At 71.3% G+C, this 18,131-nt stretch carries 17 protein-coding genes; 7 read left to right on the plus strand and 10 right to left on the minus strand.

The window, feature by feature from the left end; all coding sequences use genetic code 11:
* Positions 1–103: 103 nt before the first annotated feature.
* Positions 104–352: a hypothetical protein gene (locus tag AC07DC_RS22010; protein ID WP_478916115.1), complete on the plus strand. Its 249-nt coding sequence runs from the start codon at positions 104–106 to the stop codon at positions 350–352.
* A 34-nt stretch (positions 353–386) separates the two neighbouring features.
* Here the strand turns inward: AC07DC_RS22010 and AC07DC_RS22015 are convergent, their stop codons facing one another.
* The 4 genes from AC07DC_RS22015 to AC07DC_RS22030 form a co-directional block, all read right to left on the minus strand.
* The gene (locus tag AC07DC_RS22015; RefSeq protein WP_478916116.1) at positions 387–836 is read right to left on the minus strand and encodes a GNAT family N-acetyltransferase; all 450 of its coding nucleotides are present in this window, start codon (positions 834–836) and stop codon (positions 387–389) included.
* Positions 837–848: 12 nt separating this feature from the next.
* Positions 849–1,793, minus strand: coding sequence for a glutathione S-transferase family protein (locus AC07DC_RS22020; RefSeq protein ID WP_478916117.1), 945 nt, complete (start codon positions 1,791–1,793; stop codon positions 849–851).
* A gap of 40 nt (positions 1,794–1,833) precedes the next feature.
* Positions 1,834–3,810: a sigma-70 family RNA polymerase sigma factor gene (locus tag AC07DC_RS22025; protein ID WP_478916118.1), complete on the minus strand. Its 1,977-nt coding sequence runs from the start codon at positions 3,808–3,810 to the stop codon at positions 1,834–1,836.
* 165 nt (positions 3,811–3,975) lie between these two features.
* The gene (locus AC07DC_RS22030; protein WP_478916119.1) at positions 3,976–4,257 is read right to left on the minus strand and encodes a hypothetical protein; all 282 of its coding nucleotides are present in this window, start codon (positions 4,255–4,257) and stop codon (positions 3,976–3,978) included.
* On the opposite strand from AC07DC_RS22030, the gene AC07DC_RS22035 reads away from it, so the two are divergent.
* On the plus strand, positions 4,256–4,567 hold the full coding sequence (locus AC07DC_RS22035; protein WP_478916120.1) for a hypothetical protein: 312 nt from the start codon (positions 4,256–4,258) through the stop codon (positions 4,565–4,567). The genes AC07DC_RS22030 and AC07DC_RS22035 overlap by 2 nt on opposite strands.
* Before the next feature lie 10 nt (positions 4,568–4,577).
* Here the strand turns inward: AC07DC_RS22035 and AC07DC_RS22040 are convergent, their stop codons facing one another.
* The 3 genes from AC07DC_RS22040 to AC07DC_RS22050 form a co-directional block, all read right to left on the minus strand.
* Positions 4,578–4,979, minus strand: coding sequence for a hypothetical protein (locus AC07DC_RS22040; RefSeq protein ID WP_478916121.1), 402 nt, complete (start codon positions 4,977–4,979; stop codon positions 4,578–4,580).
* A 184-nt stretch (positions 4,980–5,163) separates the two neighbouring features.
* Positions 5,164–5,994, minus strand: a complete 831-nt coding sequence (locus AC07DC_RS22045) for a siderophore-interacting protein (protein WP_478916122.1) — start codon at positions 5,992–5,994, stop codon at positions 5,164–5,166.
* Entirely contained in the window at positions 5,991–7,016 is a 1,026-nt protein-coding gene (locus AC07DC_RS22050) for an ABC transporter substrate-binding protein (protein ID WP_478916123.1), read from the minus strand. Before AC07DC_RS22050 ends, AC07DC_RS22045 begins: the two co-directional genes overlap by 4 nt.
* Positions 7,017–7,070: 54 nt before the next feature.
* On the opposite strand from AC07DC_RS22050, the gene AC07DC_RS22055 reads away from it, so the two are divergent.
* The 3 genes from AC07DC_RS22055 to AC07DC_RS22065 are packed head-to-tail and all read left to right on the plus strand — an operon-like array spanning position 7,071 to position 10,032.
* Entirely contained in the window at positions 7,071–8,117 is a 1,047-nt protein-coding gene (locus AC07DC_RS22055; RefSeq protein ID WP_478916124.1) for a FecCD family ABC transporter permease, read from the plus strand.
* Complete coding sequence (locus AC07DC_RS22060; protein WP_478916125.1) at positions 8,114–9,148, plus strand: FecCD family ABC transporter permease; 1,035 nt, start codon at positions 8,114–8,116, stop codon at positions 9,146–9,148. The genes AC07DC_RS22055 and AC07DC_RS22060 overlap by 4 nt, the downstream gene beginning before the upstream one ends.
* Positions 9,149–9,192: 44 nt before the next feature.
* Positions 9,193–10,032, plus strand: a complete 840-nt coding sequence (locus AC07DC_RS22065) for an ABC transporter ATP-binding protein (protein ID WP_478916412.1) — start codon at positions 9,193–9,195, stop codon at positions 10,030–10,032.
* 29 nt (positions 10,033–10,061) lie between these two features.
* Here the strand turns inward: AC07DC_RS22065 and AC07DC_RS22070 are convergent, their stop codons facing one another.
* From AC07DC_RS22070 to AC07DC_RS22080, 3 genes are all read right to left on the minus strand, one after another.
* Positions 10,062–11,591: a carotenoid oxygenase family protein gene (locus tag AC07DC_RS22070; RefSeq protein WP_478916126.1), complete on the minus strand. Its 1,530-nt coding sequence runs from the start codon at positions 11,589–11,591 to the stop codon at positions 10,062–10,064.
* Positions 11,592–11,835: 244 nt separating this feature from the next.
* Positions 11,836–12,615, minus strand: a complete 780-nt coding sequence (locus tag AC07DC_RS22075; protein ID WP_478916127.1) for a ferritin-like domain-containing protein — start codon at positions 12,613–12,615, stop codon at positions 11,836–11,838.
* Positions 12,616–12,757: 142 nt separating this feature from the next.
* Complete coding sequence (locus AC07DC_RS22080; protein ID WP_478916128.1) at positions 12,758–15,958, minus strand: GH92 family glycosyl hydrolase; 3,201 nt, start codon at positions 15,956–15,958, stop codon at positions 12,758–12,760.
* A 279-nt stretch (positions 15,959–16,237) separates the two neighbouring features.
* Here AC07DC_RS22080 and AC07DC_RS22085 point away from each other — a divergent pair, with 279 nt between their 5' ends.
* Complete coding sequence (locus AC07DC_RS22085; protein WP_478916129.1) at positions 16,238–17,011, plus strand: ATP-binding cassette domain-containing protein; 774 nt, start codon at positions 16,238–16,240, stop codon at positions 17,009–17,011.
* A gap of 23 nt (positions 17,012–17,034) precedes the next feature.
* Positions 17,035–18,120, plus strand: a complete 1,086-nt coding sequence (locus tag AC07DC_RS22090; protein WP_478916130.1) for an ABC transporter permease — start codon at positions 17,035–17,037, stop codon at positions 18,118–18,120.
* Positions 18,121–18,131: the final 11 nt, after the last annotated feature.

Raw genomic sequence — 18,131 nt, forward strand, 5'->3', positions numbered from 1 at the left:
AGGCGGATGGTGATGACCGTGGTGGGCAACACTGCAGAACCACTCAGGTCCTGCGGGACCCCCAGCTCAGCGGCGAGCGCGGCTCGCCCGATATCCTCCACTCATGCGATGCGGAGTGTGCGGGTCGGAGCGGCTCAGTCCTGTGGGCGAACTGATATCGGGCGAGAAGTGGAAAGAGCGGCTCCAGCTCAAGTTCCCGCGCCCGGGCCTCTTCAAGTCCCGGCCCATTTACGACGCCGTGTTCGCGCGCGCCTGCCGGGACTGCGGGGCGCTGATCCCGTTCCTCAGCGAGACCGACCGACAGCGGCTCGACGCGGACGCGGACAGCCTGGAGGACGTCGAACCGTACTGACCGGTGCCGCCGGTTCCGGCCCGGCCGGGTGCCCCTATCCCGCGGGCCTGTCGAGCGGCGCGTCGTAACAGATGAAGCCGCGGAACCGCGCCACCTTGTCGTACAGGGCGCGGGCCTGGGCGTTGTCCTGCCGGGTGTGCCAGTACAGCCGCGGCACACCGCGTTCCCGTGCCGCCACGGCCACCTGCTCGATGAGCGCCCGCGCCGCGCCCTGGCCCCGTGCCGCCTCGTCGACGTACAGGTCCTGCAGATAACAGGCTCCGGCCGTCCAGAAGTTGGCGTGGAACAGGTAGTGGGCGATGCCGACGACCTCGCCGTCCACGCGGGCGGCGAGACCGTACAGCTCATCGCCGTTGATCAGTCGCTGCCAGGTCTCCTCGTACCCCGCGTCGGGCACCGTCGTCTCGTAGAACGTCTTGTAGCCACGCGCCAGCATTTCCCACTTCACGCGGTCCCACGGGCGCAAGGGACTGATCTCCACCATGGCGCCATCCTCTCAGCCGCTCAGTGCCTCGCGGCCGTGCGGGGTGGTCCACCCGGACAGGTCCGGGCCCTTGGGCACGATGCGGGACGGGTTCAGCCGCTCGTGGGTGGCGTAGTAGTGCCGCTTGATCTGGTCGAAGTCGACCGTGTCGCCGAACCCGGGCGTCTGGAAGAGGTCGCGGGCGTAGGCCCACAGCACCGGGTTCTCGGTGAGCTTGTTGCGGTTGCACTTGAAGTGGTTGTGGTACACGGCGTCGAAGCGCACCAGCGTCGTGAAGAACCGCACATCCGCCTCGGTGATCCGGTCGCCGACGAGGTACCGCTGCCCCGCCAGCCGCTCGGTGAGCACGTCAAGACGGCCGAACAGGGCGTCGAACGCCGCTTCGTACGCCTCTTGCGAGGTGGCGAACCCGCACCGGTACACACCATTGTTGACGTCGCGGAAGAGATCGCCCGCGACCGCGTCGATCTCGGCGCGGAGGTCCGGCGGGTAGAGGTCGGGCGCACCCGGCCGGTGGTGGGCGGTCCACTCGGTTTCGAGGTCGAGGGTGATCTGCGGGTAGTCGTTGGTGACGACCGTCCCGGTCTCGGTGTCGACCAGCGCCGGGACGGTGACGCGGCCCTGGTATCCCGGATCCGTCCGCAGGTACGCCTCGGAGAGGAAGCCGATCTTGAGCACCGGGTCACGGTCGCCTTCGTCCAGGGTGAAGCGCCAGCCCTGCTCGTCACGGATCGGGTCGACCACTCCGAGGCCGATCGCGTCCTCCAGGCCGAGCAGGCGCCGCACGATGATCGCGCGGTGCGCCCACGGGCAGGCGAGCGAGACGATCAGCCGGTAGCGGCCCGCCTCCGGCGCCCGGCCGCTCGAACCGTCGGCGGTGATCCGATCGGTGAAACGGTTCGTCTGGCGGGTGAACTCGCCCTTGGTACCTGTCTCACGCACGAACTGAGCTTCCATGCCTCCGACAGTACCCAGTGCACCGCCCGCCCACCACGATTCAGCGCGCGACGCGGAACGCCCGGCCGGCCTCGGTCGCGACGGCTCCGCTGCGGAAGAGACCGCTGCTCGGAGCGGTGTCCGAGGCCGGAAGGCCGAACCACGCGTAGCGCTGCACATAGGGCAGAGCCGCCAGCATGGCGGTGGAGGCGGTGACGAAGGAGGCCTGCTGCTGCGGGGTGGGGAACCGGGTGCCGTGCGAGAAGTCGATCAGGGCGTACTCGGTCAGCCAGATCGGCTTGTGGTAGCGGTCATGGACGGCCTGCAGATACGACTTCAACTGGCTGACGGCGTTGGGGGTGGAGAAGTCGCCGCCGTACCAGTGCAGCGCGATGAAATCGACGCGGTAGCCGCGGGCGGAGGCTCCGGACATGAAGCGGTCGAGCCAGCCGCCGGGCGTGTCACCGCCGTAGGCCACGGCCGGGCTGCCGAGCGTCCGGCCGGCCGTCACGAGCCGGGGCCACAGGGACAGCGCCTGCTCCACCGTCATGTTGGACTGCGCGGCCATGTCCGGTTCGTTGAAGCCCAGGAGGTACGGGCTGGCGGCGCGGGCCTGGGACAGGGCGGTGTCGGTGACGGAGGCCGCGCCCCAGATCATCGGGACGAAGCCGGCCGTGCCGGAGCCCGCGATCCCCTGGTGCTGCGTGGACCAGGTGTAGTACCAGCTCGCCCCCGACTGGGTCAGCGCCTGGTCCACACCGGGGAACGTCCAGACGCCCACCCCCTTCTTCGCCGACCGCGCTGCGGGAACGGCGGCCGGCGGGACCGGGCGCCGGGACGGGGTGCCGGCGGGGGTGGGCGTGGCGGTACGGGAGGGCGTGGGCGCCGCGGAGGGCGTGCCGGACGGCGCCGCGGACGACGGGGGGACGGGTGCCGACGTGGACGCCCGCGGCGCGGGGGCGGCGTCGGCCGCGAGCGGACCCGGAGGGCGAGCGGTCAGGTGGCCGGCGACCAGCACGCCCGCGACGATGACCGCCGCGGCCGCCAGCGCCGCCGCACCGGCGACGGGAGGGCGCCGGAGCACCGACCGCGGGCCGCGCGGTGGCCGCGAGTGCGCGGCGCGCGGCCGGCCGGACGCACCGCTCTGTCCGGACGGGTGCGGAACGGCGGTGTGCGGAACGGTGGTGTGCGGGGCGGCCTCGTGCGGGACGGCGGCATGCGGTGACGTAGCGGGGAGTACCTGCGCTGCCAGACCGGACGGGGGCACCAGCAGCGGCAGTCCGCCGAGCAGCCGGTTCATGGGCAGCAGTTCGCCGATCTGTCCTCCGCAGGCGGCGCAGCCGCGTACGTGCCGGGCCAGCCGCTTGCGCCACAGGGGGCTCGGTGTTCCGTCCCAGTCCCGGGTGAGTGCGCCCAGCTCCTGACAGCAGCCCGGTTGCCCGATCTGGTGGAGCGCGCGCACCACCGAGCGGGCGGTCTCCATCTGTTCCTTCATCCGCTGGACGCGCACCGCGGCATGGCGGCCCGACAGGCCCAGGGCGACGGTCAGTTCGGCCCGGTCGAGTTCACCGGTCTGCTCCAGCCACCACAGGGCGAGCAGCTCCTGGTCGTCGCCGTCCAGCCAGCGGGTGGCCTCGGCGACCTCGCGGCGCTGGTCGGTGAGGCGCAGCCGCAGGATTGTGAGCGCGGCGAAATCGGAGCCCGGATCGGGCAGTTGCTCGGCCGCCCGCAGATCGGCGCGGCGGTGGTGCGCGGCCCGGTGCTGCTGCTCCCGGTCGCGCACCTGGTGCACGGCGATGGCGACCATCCAGGAGCGGAAGGATCGCGGATCCCGCAGATCGGGCAGTCCGCGCACGATGCGCAGCAGCGTCTCCTGGACCACGTCGTCGACGTCGCTGTGCCCGTTCAGGGCCCGTCCGACGATGTTGTAGACGAGCGGGACGCAGTCCGCGAGCAGCTCGTCCAGCGCCCGCCGATCGCCGCCCCGGGCCGCGATCACCGTGCCGGTGTCCGGTCCGCTCCGGTCGCTTCCTCGCATCGCGCTTCGCTCCCTGTCGTTCGCCGTCGTCCCGCCCGCGGGCCGTCCGTCGGGGGTCGGCACCTGTCCGCCGTTCAGGAGACTCCCGCACGGCGACGGGACAACAGAAACGTGGGACTTTCCCCGCCGGGCGGCGCCGCCCCAAGTGTGCGACAGGGAGGGGCGTCAGTCGCGCTTCGGGGTCACCCGCCCGGGTATGTAGTGCTGCGGCAGGTGCCGTTCGCCCGCCGGGGGAAGGTTGCGGGGCGGTGTGTGGACGGTGGGCGCGTCCAGCGGCAGCCAGCCGCTCTCGCGGCGCCAGCCCGCACGCGCCCGGGGGTGGAAGCGGCCCTCGTGCGGCACGAGCCGCATGCCCTGGTTCACGAGGTGGCCGAACGCCCGCAGCCTGCGCTCGTCGCGCGGGGTCCAGTCGTAACCCAGCCGGTCCCGTACCGCCTGCGGATACATGCCGACCGGGCGCCTGCTCCTCCTCGAACCCTTCGCGGATCCCGTACTCGGGGAGCACAGCCACTGGCTGATGCCGTCCTTCACCGACCTCATCGACGGCCGGCTCGCGGACGGCACGGACGGCTCCGGCCGCCGGATGACCGCCTACGCCCTGGTCGGCGGCCTGGCCAACCTCTTCGCCGGCTGGCTCCGCGGCACCCTGGACGTACCGCGCGAGCGCCTCGTCGACCACAGAGTCCAACTGGTCCTCGCGGCCCACACGGCGACAACCCGGCCGGACCGCACCCGCGCGGAGTCCCCGAAGGCCTGACGGCGGCCCGTTATCCCTTCGTGCAGGCGACGGACAACCGGCCCGCCGCGTCCGCGAGGGGCGTCACATCCGGGCCCTTGCCGTCCTTGGCATGGTCCTTGGCGCTGCCGAGGGCGGCGGACAGATCGTCGACGGCCTTGCGGACGTCCACGTGGACGCTGTTGCCCCCGACCTCCTGGAGGTCCTTCTCCAGCTTGGACAGGGAGGCGGAGGTGTCCTGGCGGCGGCTCTGCTCCGACACTTGGCCGATATTGGTGGCCGTCGACTGCAGGTCCTGCACATCCCCGGCGATCCGGGCGGCGATCTTGGCGCAGTCGAGCGCCTTGTCCATCCCGTCGCAGGCCGCGACGACAGGTAGGGCCAGGAGCACCGAGAGCGCGGCGAGCAGCGGACGTCTCAACCTTTGGGGCATGTGCGGGACTCCTCCCCGAGGGGCACGGCGAACTGCCCTGTCCACTCTCACATCGTGGCCCTCGAGCGGAGCTCGAATGGCATGTTCCGCGTGATGGGATCGGGACATCCGGCAGATCGCGGCCGACGAAGCGGACGTGCCGTTCCGCCGCGGCGGGTACCACGGGGGCCGGGGCCCCTTCCGCTCAGGCCACCGCCTCGGCGATGAGGTCGTCCTCGGTGGCGCCGCGCCGCCAGTAGCCCGTGAAGGTGATCGCCCGCCGGTCGAACCCGCGCTCGGAGACGAGGTGTCGCCGCAGCGCCTTGACCGTCCCGGACTCGCCCGCGATCCAGGCGTACGGCCTGCCGCCGGGCAGCTCCGCGCCGCGTACCGCGTCCAGGACGGGCGGCGCGTCGTCACCGATCAGCCAGGTCACCACGGTCTCCGCCCGGCTGGGCAGTTCGCGGCGGTCGTCGGCGTGCGGGATCTCGATCCAGACCTTCGCGGGCAGGTCGGGCGGCAGCCAGGCCAGGATCCCGGCGACGGCCGGCAGGGCGGTGGCGTCCGCGGTGAGCAGGACCGAGCCGGTGCCCGGCGGCGGACGGAAGTCAATGCCCGCGTTGTCCTCCTCGACCGCGCCGAGGATGGTGACGCGGTCGCCGGGGCGGGCTGCCAGCGCCCAGCCGGAGGCCGGACCGGTGTCACCGTGCAGGGCGAAGTCGACGTCGAGCTCGGCGGGTTCGCCGCGCATGTGCCGCGCCTCGCGCAACTCCCGGACGGTGTAGGTCCGCATGATGCCGCGGACCGCCGGGTCGAGGGCGCGCCAGGCCGCGAACCAGTCGGGGTCGGACGGGTCGGGCATGACCGGGGCGTCCTGACCGGGCCGCGGCAGGAACAGCTTGAACCGCTGGTCCCGGCCGCCGGAGGCGAGCAGCTCCAGGTCGCCGCCGCCGAAGGTGACCCGGACGACGGTCGGTCCGAGCCGGGCCGTCCGCAGGACGCACAGGGCGAAGAAGCGGAAGGGCAGGGCGCTCATGCGACCTTCACCGCCTTCTCGACCGCGGCGGCCAGCCGCTCGATCAGCGGGGCGGCGCCGGCGTAGGAGAAGCGCGGTTCGCTGGCCCAGGGGGTGATCTGGCCGGCCTTGACGGCGGGGAGTCGGGCCCAGGTGGGCTTCGCGGCGAGGTCCTTGGGCTGGAGCGCGGCCGTGCGGTCGTCGAGCAGGATCAGGTCGGCGGGGTACTTTTCGGCGTTCTCCCAGCTGAGGTTCTCGAAGAAGCCGCCGGTGACCTTGCCGGGCGTGATGATGTCCAGGCCGAGGGAGCGGAAGTAACTCAGGTCCGCGTAGACGCCGGGCGTGGAGACGTAGAGCAGGTCGGCGCTGCCGGAGGCGGCGAGGACCTTGAGGCCGCCCTTGGCCTTGGCCGCGCGGCGCAGGGTCTCGGAGGCCTTCTCGAAGCGGGCCTTGGCGTCGATGACCTTCGCGGCCTTCAGGTCGGCGCCGAGGGACGCGGCGAGTTCGGCGTAGCGCCGGATCGGCTCGGTGAGGGAGACGTCGGCGACGGTGAAGGCGAGGCTGGGAGCCAGGGAGAGGATCTTCTTCTTGCTGTCGTCCGGTACGTACCACAGAGCGTCAGGCTGGTACATGTTGGTGACCAGCAGGTCGGGGGCGAGGGCCGCGTACTTCTCGACGTTGAACTCCCCCCAGGTGTTGCCCAGGACGGTCACCTTGGTGACGTCGAGGTCGCCGGCCTGGGGGTCGGCCTTGCCGTCCTTGAGCTTGGTGGGGCCGAAGACGCCGACGCACTCGACGCCGAAGTCGTGAAGGGCGGCCGCCGCAGCGGTGAACGCCACCACTCGCGCGGGGGTGCGGTCCGACTTCGCCGTCGTGCCGCGGTCGTCCCGGAAGCTCCACGGTCCCGCGGCTCTGCTCGGCTCCGCGGAGGTTTTTCCGCCGCCGCCACCTCCGCAGGCGGCAACGAGCGCTCCGAGACCGAGGGCGCCTGACGCGGTGAGCAGGGCGCGGCGGGAGGGGGACGAGGAGCGGGGGGTGTGCATGGCGTGCGCTTCTCTCTCGAGGAGTCGATATGAGGGTAGGCTAACCTAACTTGCATGTTGGTAGACAGTCCCGCCCACACACCGGCGGCCGAGAGAGCCACACCCCGGCGGCGCGATGCGACACGCGCCGCGGGCCTGCTCGCAGCGGCCGTTGTCCTGCTGCTGATCGCGGTCGCCAGCGTCGCGACCGGCGCCAAACCGATCCCGCTCGACCAGGTCTGGCACGGGCTGTTCCACAGCACCGGAACGAGTACCGATGTCGTCATCCGCGATCTGCGGGTGCCGCGCACCCTGCTCGGGTTGCTGGTCGGCGCCGGGCTCGGACTGGCGGGCGCCGTCATGCAGGCGCTGACCCGCAACCCGCTGGCCGACCCCGGGCTGCTCGGTGTCAACGCCGGCGCGTCCGCCGCCGTGGTCTCGGCCGTCAGCTTCCTGGGCGTCACCTCGCTGACGGGATATGTCTGGTTCGCCTTCCTCGGCGCCGCGGCCGTATCGGTCCTGGTGTACGCGCTCGGCGGCAGCCGCGGCGCGACCCCCGTGCGGCTGGCGCTGGCCGGCACGGCCCTCACCGCCGCGCTCTACGGCTACGTCAACGCCGTCGAACTGCTGGACACCGCGGCCCTGGACACCATGCGCTTCTGGACGGTCGGTTCCCTCGCGTCCGCATCGATGACCGTGGTCGCGCAGGTCGCGCCGTTCATCGGCGCCGGGGTGCTCCTCGCTCTCGCCCTGGCCCGCCCGCTCAACGCCATCGCACTCGGCGACGACACCGCGCGGGCCCTGGGCGCCTCGCTGACCCGTACCCGCGTGCTGGCGATGACCGCCATCACCCTGCTGTGCGGGGCCGCGACCGCCGCCTGCGGGCCGATCGTGTTCATCGGTCTGATGGTGCCGCACATCGTCCGCTCGGTCACCGGCCCCGACCTGCGCTGGACGCTTCCGTACGCCGCGATCCTGTCGCCGGTCCTGCTGCTCGGCGCGGACATCGCCGGCCGGCTCGTCGCCCGGCCCGGCGAACTGCAGGCCGGCATCGTCACCGCCCTCATCGGCGGGCCCGTCTTCATCCATCTGGTACGCCGCCGAAGGATGGCCCAGCTGTGAGAAGTTCCGTACTGCGCACCCGGGGCGGGCTGTCGGTCCGCCTCGACACCCGGGCCGTCTGCGTCGTCCTGCTGCTCGCCGCCGTGGCGGCGGCGGTCGCGGTGGCGCTCATCGGCACCGGCGACTACCCGATGTCACCCGGCCAGGTGCTCCGGTCACTGACCGGCGGCGGCAGCGCCGCCCAGGAGTTCATCGTCAACGAGGTACGGCTGCCGCGCGTCCTGGTCGGGCTGCTCGCCGGCGCTGCCCTGGCAACCTCCGGCGCGGTCTTCCAGAGCGTTTCCCGCAACCCGCTCGGCAGCCCGGACGTGATCGGCCTCGGCCAGGGCTCCGCCGCCGGCGCGCTCATCGTCATCGTGCTCCTCCACGGCGGGACGTACGCGGTCGCGGGCGGAGCCGTCGCGGGGGCGCTGGCCACCGGGGCAGCCGTCTATCTGCTGGCGTGGAAGCGCGGCATCCACGGCTACCGCCTCGTCCTGGTCGGGATCGGCGCGGCGGCCGTGCTCGGTGCGGTCAACGGCTATCTGCTCACCCGGGCCGACTTAGTCGACGCCACCCGCGCCGTCGTCTGGCTGACCGGATCGCTCGACGGCCGCGACTGGACCCAGGTCCGGCCGCTGCTCGTCTCCTGCGCGGTCCTCATCCCGCTGGTGCTCGGCCACGGTCGGGCCCTGCGGATGATCGAGATGGGTGACGACGCCGCATACGCGCTGGGGGTCCGGGTGGAACGCACCCGGCTGGTGCTGATGCTCGCCGCCGTCCTGCTCACCGCGGCCGCCACCGCCGCCGCCGGCCCGGTCGCCTTCGTCGCGCTCACCGCGCCCCAACTCGCCCGCCGGCTCACCCGCTCCCCCGGCCCCAACCTGCTGCCCGCCGCCTTCATGGGCGCCGCCCTGCTGGTCGGCGCCGACTGGGCGGCAGGGCGGCTGTTCGGCGACGGCCGGCTGCCGGCGGGTGTGCTCACCGGGATGTTCGGCGGCGGCTATCTGCTGTGGCTGCTGGTCAACGAACGCAAGGCGGGCCGGATATGACACCCGCCCCGAGCCCTGTCACCCACCCCGCCGGGAAGGACCCCATGCAGCACCGTGCCGGAGCCCCGCGGCTCATCGCCGACGACCTCACCCTCGCCTACGACGAGCGCGTCATCGCCGAGCACCTCTCGGTCGCGATCCCCGACGGGTCCTTCACCGTCATCGTCGGGCCCAACGCCTGCGGCAAGTCGACCCTGTTGCGAGCGCTGTCCCGGATGCTCAAGCCCGCTGCCGGGTCGGTGCTGCTCGACGGGCAGCCGATCGGAACGCTCCCCGCGAAGCAGGCGGCGCGGATCCTCGGGCTGCTCCCCCAGACCTCCGTCGCCCCCGACGGCATCACCGTCGCCGACCTCGTCGCGCGCGGCCGCTATCCGCACCAGGGGCTGCTGCGGCAGTGGTCGACGGCAGACGAACGGATCGTCGCCGAGTCGATGGCCGCCACCGCGGTCGGCGACCTCGCCGACCGGTATGTCGACGAACTCTCCGGCGGACAGCGCCAGCGCGTCTGGATCGCCATGGCCCTCGCCCAGCAGACGCCTCTGCTGCTCCTCGACGAGCCGACCACGTATCTCGACATCCAGCACCAGATCGAGATCCTCGACCTCTGCGCAGATCTGCACGAACAGAAGGGCCGCACGCTCGTCGCCGTCCTCCACGACCTCAACCACGCCGCCCGCTACGCCACGCACCTCATCGCCCTGCGGGACGGAAGGGTCGTGGCCGAGGGCGCACCGCGGGACATCGTCACCACGGAGCTGGTGGAACAGGTCTTCGGGCTCCGCTGCCAGGTCATCTCCGACCCGGAGACCGGCACCCCGCTCGTCGTCCCCGCCGCGCGCCGCACCCGGACGGCAGGTGCGGCGCCCGCGGCGGTGCGCGGCTGAGCCCGTGCGGGGAGCCGATCAGGGTCCGGTCACTCGTCCGGGACCCAACTGCCGTGGAAACCGAGCGGTACCCGCGCCGGCAGATGAATGCGGGCGACCGGCTTGCCGGTGAAGTCCTGCGCGGCCAGGATCACCAGGTCGGACGCTCCGCGATCCGGGTTGTACACATACGCCAGCGTGTACCCGTCGTCCTCGGCCGCCGTCGGATGCGGATCGCAGCCGTGCCGCGGGACGAAGACCGCCTCGCCGGCCACGGCGTTCTTCGGCAGCCGGTGCACCTGCGAGGCCCCGCGGACCAGGTCGTGCTTGATCAGCGCGTTGCTGAAGGACTCGTCGGGCGGGACGCCGTCGACCGTCTGGTAGGCCGTGAACATCTCGGCCGCCGCCGCCGAATAGCCGTACCGGTGGCGCCGGGAGACCATCGTCTCGTTGACCCGCGGGAACTCCTGCGGACGGTCGTCGAGTTGCGCGAAGCGCACCTGGCCGTGCGCCAGGTCGATGGTCCAGCGGTTGAGGGACGGGGTGCCGGTCGACGCCGGGCCGTCGGAGCCCCGGCCGTCGACATAGAAGGGCGCCGGGAAGGTGGTGATGTCCACGACCACCGAATCACCCTCGTCGTAGGCGTTGAGGGTGTGCGAGTGGAAGTAGGGCGGCACCTCGAACCAGCGGATCCGCCCGCCGTCACGCGGCAGCACCCCGACCCGTGACGGATGGTTGTCGTTCCAGACGTACGGCACCAGCTTGCCCGCCTCGGCTGCCGCCGGGTCGAAGGTGACGGGAATGTCGAAGACGATCACGTACTTCCTGGTGAGCGCGAAGTCGTGCATCATCGGGCTGTCCGCCACCGGGATCCGGGTGGTCCTGACGACCCGTCCGGCGTGGTCGACGACGAGATGCCGGACGTGGTCCCACGTCGGGTAGTAGGTGAGGGCGTGCAGTTCACCCGCGTGGGCGTCGTACTTGGTGTGCGCGGTGAACGGGCCGTTCAGCGTCCCGCCGAAGTCGTGCGTGCCGACGGTGTTCAGTTCCTCGTCGAGCTCGTAGGGCAGCGGCCCGCTCTCCTGCAACGCCAGCACGCGGCCCTTGTGCGCGATGACGTGGGTGTTGTTCGCGAAGTCGTTCTCCGGCACCGGCCCGTGGTAGGGCTCGCCCAACTTCTTGGCCACGCCCGACGAACGGATCCAGCGGTTGCGGTACCACTCGGCGCGGCCGTCCCGCAGCCGGACACCGTGCACCATGCCTTCGCCGAGCATGTAGTGGTGCGCCCGGGGGTCCTCGAGACCCAGCACGTTCGGGCCGTTCCGCAGATAGCGGCCGTTCAGTTCGCGGGGGATGCGGCCGGTGACCGGCAGGTCGAACGCTGTCACCTCCTTCGTCACCGGAGCGAAGGCGCCCTGCAGGAACGGGAAGCTGCTGCCCCCGCCGCCCGCTCCCGCCGCCGTCGCCGCGCCGGCCGACGGCAGGCCGGCGGAGCCGCCGCCCACCAGTTGCGCCGCGAACCCTCCCGCCGCCACGATCGCCGCGCTGCGGACAACATCCCGTCGAGTGTGACCAGTCATCGCTGAACTCCCCGTGCTCGGTCGTACGAACTGACACGAACGAGTCTGAGGTCGGAAGACGGCCAGGTCAGTGGGGTTGAGCACCCGGCGATGGTGGTGCCAGACCCCCTATCGGCGGGTCGGTCCGGCTCCGCGCCGGGACGGGGGTCCACTCAGGCCGTGCAGAAGGGACGGGCGGATCGAGTCGAGCCCGCACTCGGCGAGGTTCTCATCACCGCGCCGCCCGGATGCCCGCGCTCGGCGGTCAGGCGGCACGGCCCGGTGCGACCGCCGCCCGGTCCTGCGTCCGCGCGGGCGCGACATCGGCCGGCTGCAGTGGCCGGGTGCCGAGAATGTCGGCCACGACGTCCGCGGACGATCTCATGACATCGATGATGAACCGGCGCCGCGGTACGCCGAGATGGCGCAGCGCCGAACCGTGGTCCCAGGCGACGACGGCGGTGGCCCCGAGCAGCAGCAGTCGCCAGCCGGTCAGCGCGAGGACGCCGAACGCCCTGGGCAGGCCCCCTAGTGCCTCCCGCAGTCTCAGGCAGTGGAAGGGGACGTGCCGCCGCTCGTCGGCCAGTATGCGCGCCGCGACATCGCTGACCAGCGGGTCCTCGGTGCCTTCGCTGACCGCCCGGTAGTACCGCAGGGCAACGACCTCGGCGATCATCAGGACCAGCAACTCGAGGCGCAGACCCAGGAGTCTGCGCAGCCGGACGAAGACCGAGTCGCTCCAGTGGGCCGCGATGGTCGGCATCCCACCCGCCCCGAGCAGCAGCGCCAGCAGTCTCGCGTGGTTCTGCTCCTCCGCGACGAACAGCCGGACCGCCGCGGCGTAGTCGCGGTCTCCGGCCTCGTCCGCCTTGCGGATCAGATTCGCTCCGTCGCCGTCCTCACCGACCTGGAAGCGCTGCAGGCTGCGCGCGAGCGGCCCCGCCAGGCTCGCGCCGCCCGCCCAGTCCGGCTCACCCTTCGCGCGCCGGCGCTCGAGTTCGGCTTCGAACCCCCTTGTCCAGCCGGCGAATGTGTTCACGCTCATGCTGCCCCGCCTCATGTGAGATCTCTGGTGCGATGGCGAAGAACATAACATTGAACGTGTTCAAATCCTATGGCGGACCGGGACCGGCGCACACGGAAAGGGCCCGGCCGTCCATCGACGGCCGGGCCCGGGGGAATGGTGATCAGGTGCCGTAGACCTCGAATTCGTAGATCCGGGCCGCGGTGTCGGTGTTCTGGGTGGGAGTGATGATGTCGAGACGGGCGTAGCGGGCGGTGGCGGTGAACGGGTTGCTGGTGACGTCGGAGGTGTTGCCGCGCACCTGGGCCACCGGGGTCCACGTACTGCCGTCCGCGGAGACCTGGAGATCGAAGTCCTTGGTGTCCCAGCCGGCCGACTCCCCGCCCGCGCCGGCGTGCCGCACGGTGATGGAGCTGAGCGCGTGCGATCCGCCGAGGTCGACCTGCAGGGTCTTGGTTCCGGTGGCACCCGAGCACCACTTGTCGGTGTTGCCTCCGGAGACGCTGCCGTTGACCGCCTTGTCGGGCGTCTCGCTGGTGTTGCAGGAGGCGGAGCCGGTGGCCGGCCGGTTCAGTGCCAGATTGCTCTGGCCTCCGCCGCCGCCGTAGACCTCCAGTTCGTAGATCCGTACGGCGGTGGCGCCGGTGTTGCCGGGTGTGGTGACGGCGAGCTTGACGTAGCGGGCCTGCCGGGCGGGGATCGAGTTGTACGTCCGGCTGGACCGCGAACCGGTGACGGTCGTCGCGATGGACCACGTCGTGCCGTCGGTGCTGGTCTGGATCTGGTAGGCACCGGTGTTCCAGGCGGTGTTCTCACCGCCCAGTCCGGCGTGCTTGACGACGAACGAGGACACCGACTGCACGGACCCGAGGTCCACCTGCATCGCCGGGCTCGCCGAGTTCGTGCACCACTTGCTGTTGTTCTTCAGCGTGCCGTCGACGGCCTTGTCCGCCGACTCCGCCGCGGCGCAGGGGGCCGCGGCGGTGGTCACCGGCTTGCCCTGGGCGAGGTCGGTGCCGAGTTCGGGCGCTGCCGGGACCGAGGTGCCGCCGTCCTGGAAGGACGGGGGCACGTCGTTGGCGCCGGTGCCCCAGGTCGCGCTCGGCGCCGCGCCCATCGTGTAGTTGAGCGTCCCGCCGCTCGCCACGTCCGGGTAGCGCAGGTAGCTGTGGCTGGTGGCGGCGCCGTTGACGCTCAGGCCCTGGACGTAGTTGCCGGAGCCCGAGGAGTTGATGGTGATGTCCCCGGCGGCCCGCTGGATCGTGATCGAGGGGAACGTGGGCCCGTGCACGGCGAGTGTGTCGGCGCCGGGGGTGGCGGGGTACATGCCCAGTGCCGCCCACACGTACCAGGCGGAGGTCGCGCCCAGGTCGTCGTTGCCGGGCAGCCCGCCGGGTCCGGTGGTGAACGACTCGGTCATCACCTTGCGCACCGCGTCGGAGGCGCCGGACGGGTGCCGGGCGTAGTCGTACGCCCAGGGCACTCCGTGTTCCGGCTCGTTGCCGATGTAGTAGTAGGGCCGGCTCTGCCCGGCGTTGACCTCGGTGAAGTGGTGGTCCAGGCGCTGCACCGCGGTCTGCCGGCCGCCCATCGAGTTGATGAGGTCGGCGAAGTCGTAGGTGACCATCCAGGTGTACTGGGCCGCGTTGCCCTCGGTGAAGGTGGACTGGCTGGCCGGGTCGAGCGGCCAGGGCCAGCTGCCGTCGCTGTTGCGCGGGTGGACGAAGGCGGACTCGGTGTTGAACGTGTTGCGCCACCACTGGGCGCGCGTCATGTGCGTGTTGTAACTGCTGGTGTTGCCCAGCGACTTGGCGAACTGCGCCATGGCGAAGTCGGAGGCCGAGTACTCGAGCGAGTCCGACGGGTCGCCGTTGATGTAGTGCAGGCTGGTGTACGTGGACTGGCGGCCGCGGATCGCGGTGCCCTGGGTGGTGCCGCCGCTGGAGGACTTCTCCATCAGCGTCAGCGCCGCGGCGGTGTCGAAGTCCCGTGCACCGAAGGCGTACATGCTGCTCACGATGATGGGACCGGGATCGCCGTTCATCACGAAGTCCTCGTTGGTCTGCTGCGACCACTTTGGCAGCAGACCGCCCTGCTGGCCGTCCAGGACCATGGACTTGGCGATGTCACTCGCCTCGCTCGGCGCGATCAGCGCGACGAGGGCCGCCCAGGAGCGGTAGATGTCCCAGCCGGAGTAGTTCTGGTAGACGGGGTGGGCGGAGTTGTGCACCGCACCGTCGAAGCCCCGGTAGTCACCGTTGACGTCGCTGGAGATGTTCGGGCTCTGGAAGACGTGGTAGAGCGAGGTGTAGAACTTCTGCAGCTCGGTGGCACCGCCACTGGAGATCTGGACCCGGTTGAGGATCTGGTTCCAGGAGGTGTCCGCCGCGGTGCGCACGGCGTTGAAGTCCCAGCCCGCGTTCTCCGTGGTGAGGTTGGTCTTCGCGTTGGCGACGCTGACGTAGGACAGGGCGACCTTGAACTGGACGTTCTGGTTGGCCGTCGTGTCGAACGTGACGTAAGCGCCGGTGTTGGTCCCGTTGGCGCTCGCCGAGCCCGCGGTGACCGTTCCGCCGCTCCAGGTGCCGAAGCCGGTCGGGGCCTTGTCGAAGCGGATGTCGAAGAAGATCTGGTACGTCTTCGACGAGCCGCAGAAGCCGCCCGCGGTGACGCTGCCGCTGACCTCCGAACCGCTGACCTGGACCGAGCCGCTGCGGTTGCCGGTGGCGCTGCGGCTGGTGTTGATCAGCAGCCGGGAGGTGGTGCCGGCGGGGTAGGCGAGCTTGCCCATGCCGGTGCGCGTGGTCGCGGTCAGCTCGACGTTGGTGGCGTACTTGTCCAGCCGGGTCTTGTAGTAGCCGGGCGCGGCGGACTCGTTCGCCTTGGTGTAGCCCGAGGCGTAGCTGGTCCAACTGGTGCCGGGCGAGGCGCCCAGCGCTCCGGTGACCGGGAGGATCGGGAGGTCCTCGTTGTTGGAGCAGCCCGCGCCGTCGAAGTGGGTGGCGCTGAAGTCCTCGATGGTGGTGTCCGAGGCGCGGTAGCCGGACGGGGAGGCGGTCGGGGTGTCCGGGCTCAACTGGACGCCGCCGAACGGGACCACCGCGCCCGGGTAGGTGCTTCCGCCGGCCCCGCCCGGCACCGGGTTGGGCGCGGTGCTGTCGTCGGTGCCGATGAACGGGTCGACGTACTGGGTCGGGTTCGACACGGCGGCGTGCGCCGGGGGCGAGGCGAAGGCGACCGCGCCGACCGCGGTCAGCAGCAGGCAGGAGAAGGCCACACCGAGTCTCAGCAGCGGGGTGGCCCGGTCGGGGGGCGGATTGGCGCCCGGGGCACCAAAGTGCCGGACGGAATGCGATCGGAGCACGGAGAACCACCTTGTCGTGGGGGAGGCCGCTCGCCGCGGGGCCAGCGTCCTGAAGGCACGGAGGATGCTCGAAGTGCATGTGAACGTTATCAATCGAAACAGGATTCTTGACGTGTCCCTGATTCCCTGTCAAGAGTGCTCACTGAGCCGCGAATCGCGAGATTGTCCGGAGCTGGGCGGCCAAAACGCGCCTGTGCGCAGAGTATTGACATGACATCAGGCCACCTCCACAATCCGGGAATCGCTGAGAACGTTACCAATGCACGGGGAGGCCTCTCGATGGCAGAACCACTCCTGGAGGCGCGGGGGGTGACCAAGCACTTCGGTCACGTCCAGGCTCTCCAGGGCGCTGACTTCACCGCCTGGCCCGGCGAGGTCGTCGCACTCATCGGCGACAACGGCGCCGGAAAGAGCACTCTGGTCAAGACGCTGTCCGGCACCATCAGACCGGACGGCGGGCAGATCCTGGTGGACGGCGCGCCGGTGCGGCTGACCAGCCCGCTGGACGCCCGGCGGTACGGCATCGAGACCGTGTACCAGGACCTGGCGCTCGCCCCGGACCTGGACGCGGCGGCCAATCTGCACCTGGGCCGGGAGCTGTTCAGGGGCGGTCTGCTCGGCCGGCTGCATGTGCTCGACCGGGCGGCGATGCGCCGGTCGGCCGTCGCGGCCTTCGCCGAACTCGGGGTCGATCTGCAGGATGTGGGCGTCCCGGTCGCCTCCCTGTCGGGCGGCCAGCGGCAGTCGGTCGCGGTGGCCCGGGCGGTCGCCTTCGCCAATCGGATCATCTTCATGGACGAGCCCACCGCCGCACTCGGTGTGGTGCAGCGGGGGCGGGTGCTCGACACCATCCGGCGCGTCCGGGACCGCGGCATCGCCGTCGTGCTGATCAGCCACAACATGCCCGAAGTGCTGTCGGTGGCCGACCGCGTCGAGGTGCTGCGGCTGGGCCGCCGGGTGGCGCGGTTCACCGCCGCGCAGACGTCGGTCGAGGAGCTGGTCGGTGCGATGACCGGGGCACTGGACCCGGCGGCGAACGGTGGCGGAGCGTGAAGTCGGAGATGGCGGGACAGGACATGACGGATACAGGAAAGCCGCGGATGGAGAAGGCGGCGGCCGGCGACCCGGCGCCGGCCCAGGACGGCTCCGCCGTGAATCCGCGGCCGCGGATCGCCGTACCGGGATGGGCGAAGCGGATCGCGGCGGTCAACGAGGCCTGGACGTTCGGGGTCCTGGTCCTCCTGGTCGCCTTCTTCACCATCGCCGCGCCGGGCACCTTCCTGACCACGTACGACATCACCCAGATAGCCACCAACGCCGCGATCTACCTGGTGCTCGGCGTCGGCATGACCTTCGTCATCATCGTGGCCGGGATCGATCTGTCCGTCGGATCGGTTCTCGTGCTGGCCGCCGTCCTCTCCGGCGAGTACACCGTGCACCACGGTGGCGCCGAATCGGGCTGGGGCACCATCACGATCAGTGCGCTGATAGCCCTGGCCACCGGGCTGGTGTGGGGCGCGGTCCAGGGGCTGTTGGTGGCCAAGGCCAAGGTCCCGCCGCTGATCGTCACCCTCGGCGGCTTCGGAGCGGCCCTGGGCCTGGCCCAGATCATCACCGGCGGGCAGGACCTGACCGGGGCCGTGTCGGGCAAGCTGCAGCACACCATCGGGTTCGGCAAGCTCTTCGGCCAGATCCCCTGGCTGGTGGTCATCGCGTTCGCGGCCACCGTCCTGTTCGGCCTGGTACTCGCCTACACGCGGTTCGGTCGCTACACCTACGCGATCGGCTCCAACGCGGAGGGCGCGCGCCGGGTCGGTATCGCGGTGGACCGCCATCTCATCCTGGTCTACGCCCTGGCCGGGCTGCTGGCGGGGCTCGGCAGCGTGATGTGGCTGGCCTACTTCGGCACCACGTCCATCGCCGGCCACTCCACCGACAACCTCAAGGTCATCACCGCGGTCGTGCTCGGCGGCGCCAGCCTCTTCGGCGGGCGCGGTTCGGTGCTCGGCACGGTGATCGGTGTCTTCATCCCGGCGGTCCTGACCACCGGCCTGATCATCATCGGCGTCCAGCAGTACTGGCAGGACGTCGCCATCGGCGTGGTCCTGGTCCTCGCCGTCTACCTCGACCAGTTCCGCAGGCGCAGCCGCGACCGCGGCTGACCGCGGTTCCC

The sequence above is a fragment of the Streptomyces sp. NPDC045021 genome, from assembly GCF_056432645.1.

What these genes read in the sequence shown, in the direction of transcription:
- AC07DC_RS22065 (WP_478916412.1), top strand. Translation starts at nt 9,193, where the DNA reads ATGCAGCACCGTGCCGGAGCCCCGCGGCTCATCGCCGACGACCTCACC.
- AC07DC_RS22010 (WP_478916115.1), top strand. Translation starts at nt 104, where the DNA reads ATGCGATGCGGAGTGTGCGGGTCGGAGCGGCTCAGTCCTGTGGGCGAA.
- AC07DC_RS22085 (WP_478916129.1), top strand. Translation starts at nt 16,238, where the DNA reads ATGGCAGAACCACTCCTGGAGGCGCGGGGGGTGACCAAGCACTTCGGT.
- AC07DC_RS22035 (WP_478916120.1), top strand. Translation starts at nt 4,256, where the DNA reads ATGCCGACCGGGCGCCTGCTCCTCCTCGAACCCTTCGCGGATCCCGTA.
- AC07DC_RS22045 (WP_478916122.1), bottom strand. Translation starts at nt 5,994, where the DNA reads ATGAGCGCCCTGCCCTTCCGCTTCTTCGCCCTGTGCGTCCTGCGGACG.
- AC07DC_RS22040 (WP_478916121.1), bottom strand. Translation starts at nt 4,979, where the DNA reads ATGCCCCAAAGGTTGAGACGTCCGCTGCTCGCCGCGCTCTCGGTGCTC.
- AC07DC_RS22030 (WP_478916119.1), bottom strand. Translation starts at nt 4,257, where the DNA reads ATGTATCCGCAGGCGGTACGGGACCGGCTGGGTTACGACTGGACCCCG.
- AC07DC_RS22055 (WP_478916124.1), top strand. Translation starts at nt 7,071, where the DNA reads ATGTTGGTAGACAGTCCCGCCCACACACCGGCGGCCGAGAGAGCCACA.
- AC07DC_RS22025 (WP_478916118.1), bottom strand. Translation starts at nt 3,810, where the DNA reads ATGCGAGGAAGCGACCGGAGCGGACCGGACACCGGCACGGTGATCGCG.
- AC07DC_RS22090 (WP_478916130.1), top strand. Translation starts at nt 17,035, where the DNA reads ATGACGGATACAGGAAAGCCGCGGATGGAGAAGGCGGCGGCCGGCGAC.
- AC07DC_RS22070 (WP_478916126.1), bottom strand. Translation starts at nt 11,591, where the DNA reads ATGACTGGTCACACTCGACGGGATGTTGTCCGCAGCGCGGCGATCGTG.
- AC07DC_RS22050 (WP_478916123.1), bottom strand. Translation starts at nt 7,016, where the DNA reads ATGCACACCCCCCGCTCCTCGTCCCCCTCCCGCCGCGCCCTGCTCACC.
- AC07DC_RS22075 (WP_478916127.1), bottom strand. Translation starts at nt 12,615, where the DNA reads ATGAGCGTGAACACATTCGCCGGCTGGACAAGGGGGTTCGAAGCCGAA.
- AC07DC_RS22015 (WP_478916116.1), bottom strand. Translation starts at nt 836, where the DNA reads ATGGTGGAGATCAGTCCCTTGCGCCCGTGGGACCGCGTGAAGTGGGAA.
- AC07DC_RS22020 (WP_478916117.1), bottom strand. Translation starts at nt 1,793, where the DNA reads ATGGAAGCTCAGTTCGTGCGTGAGACAGGTACCAAGGGCGAGTTCACC.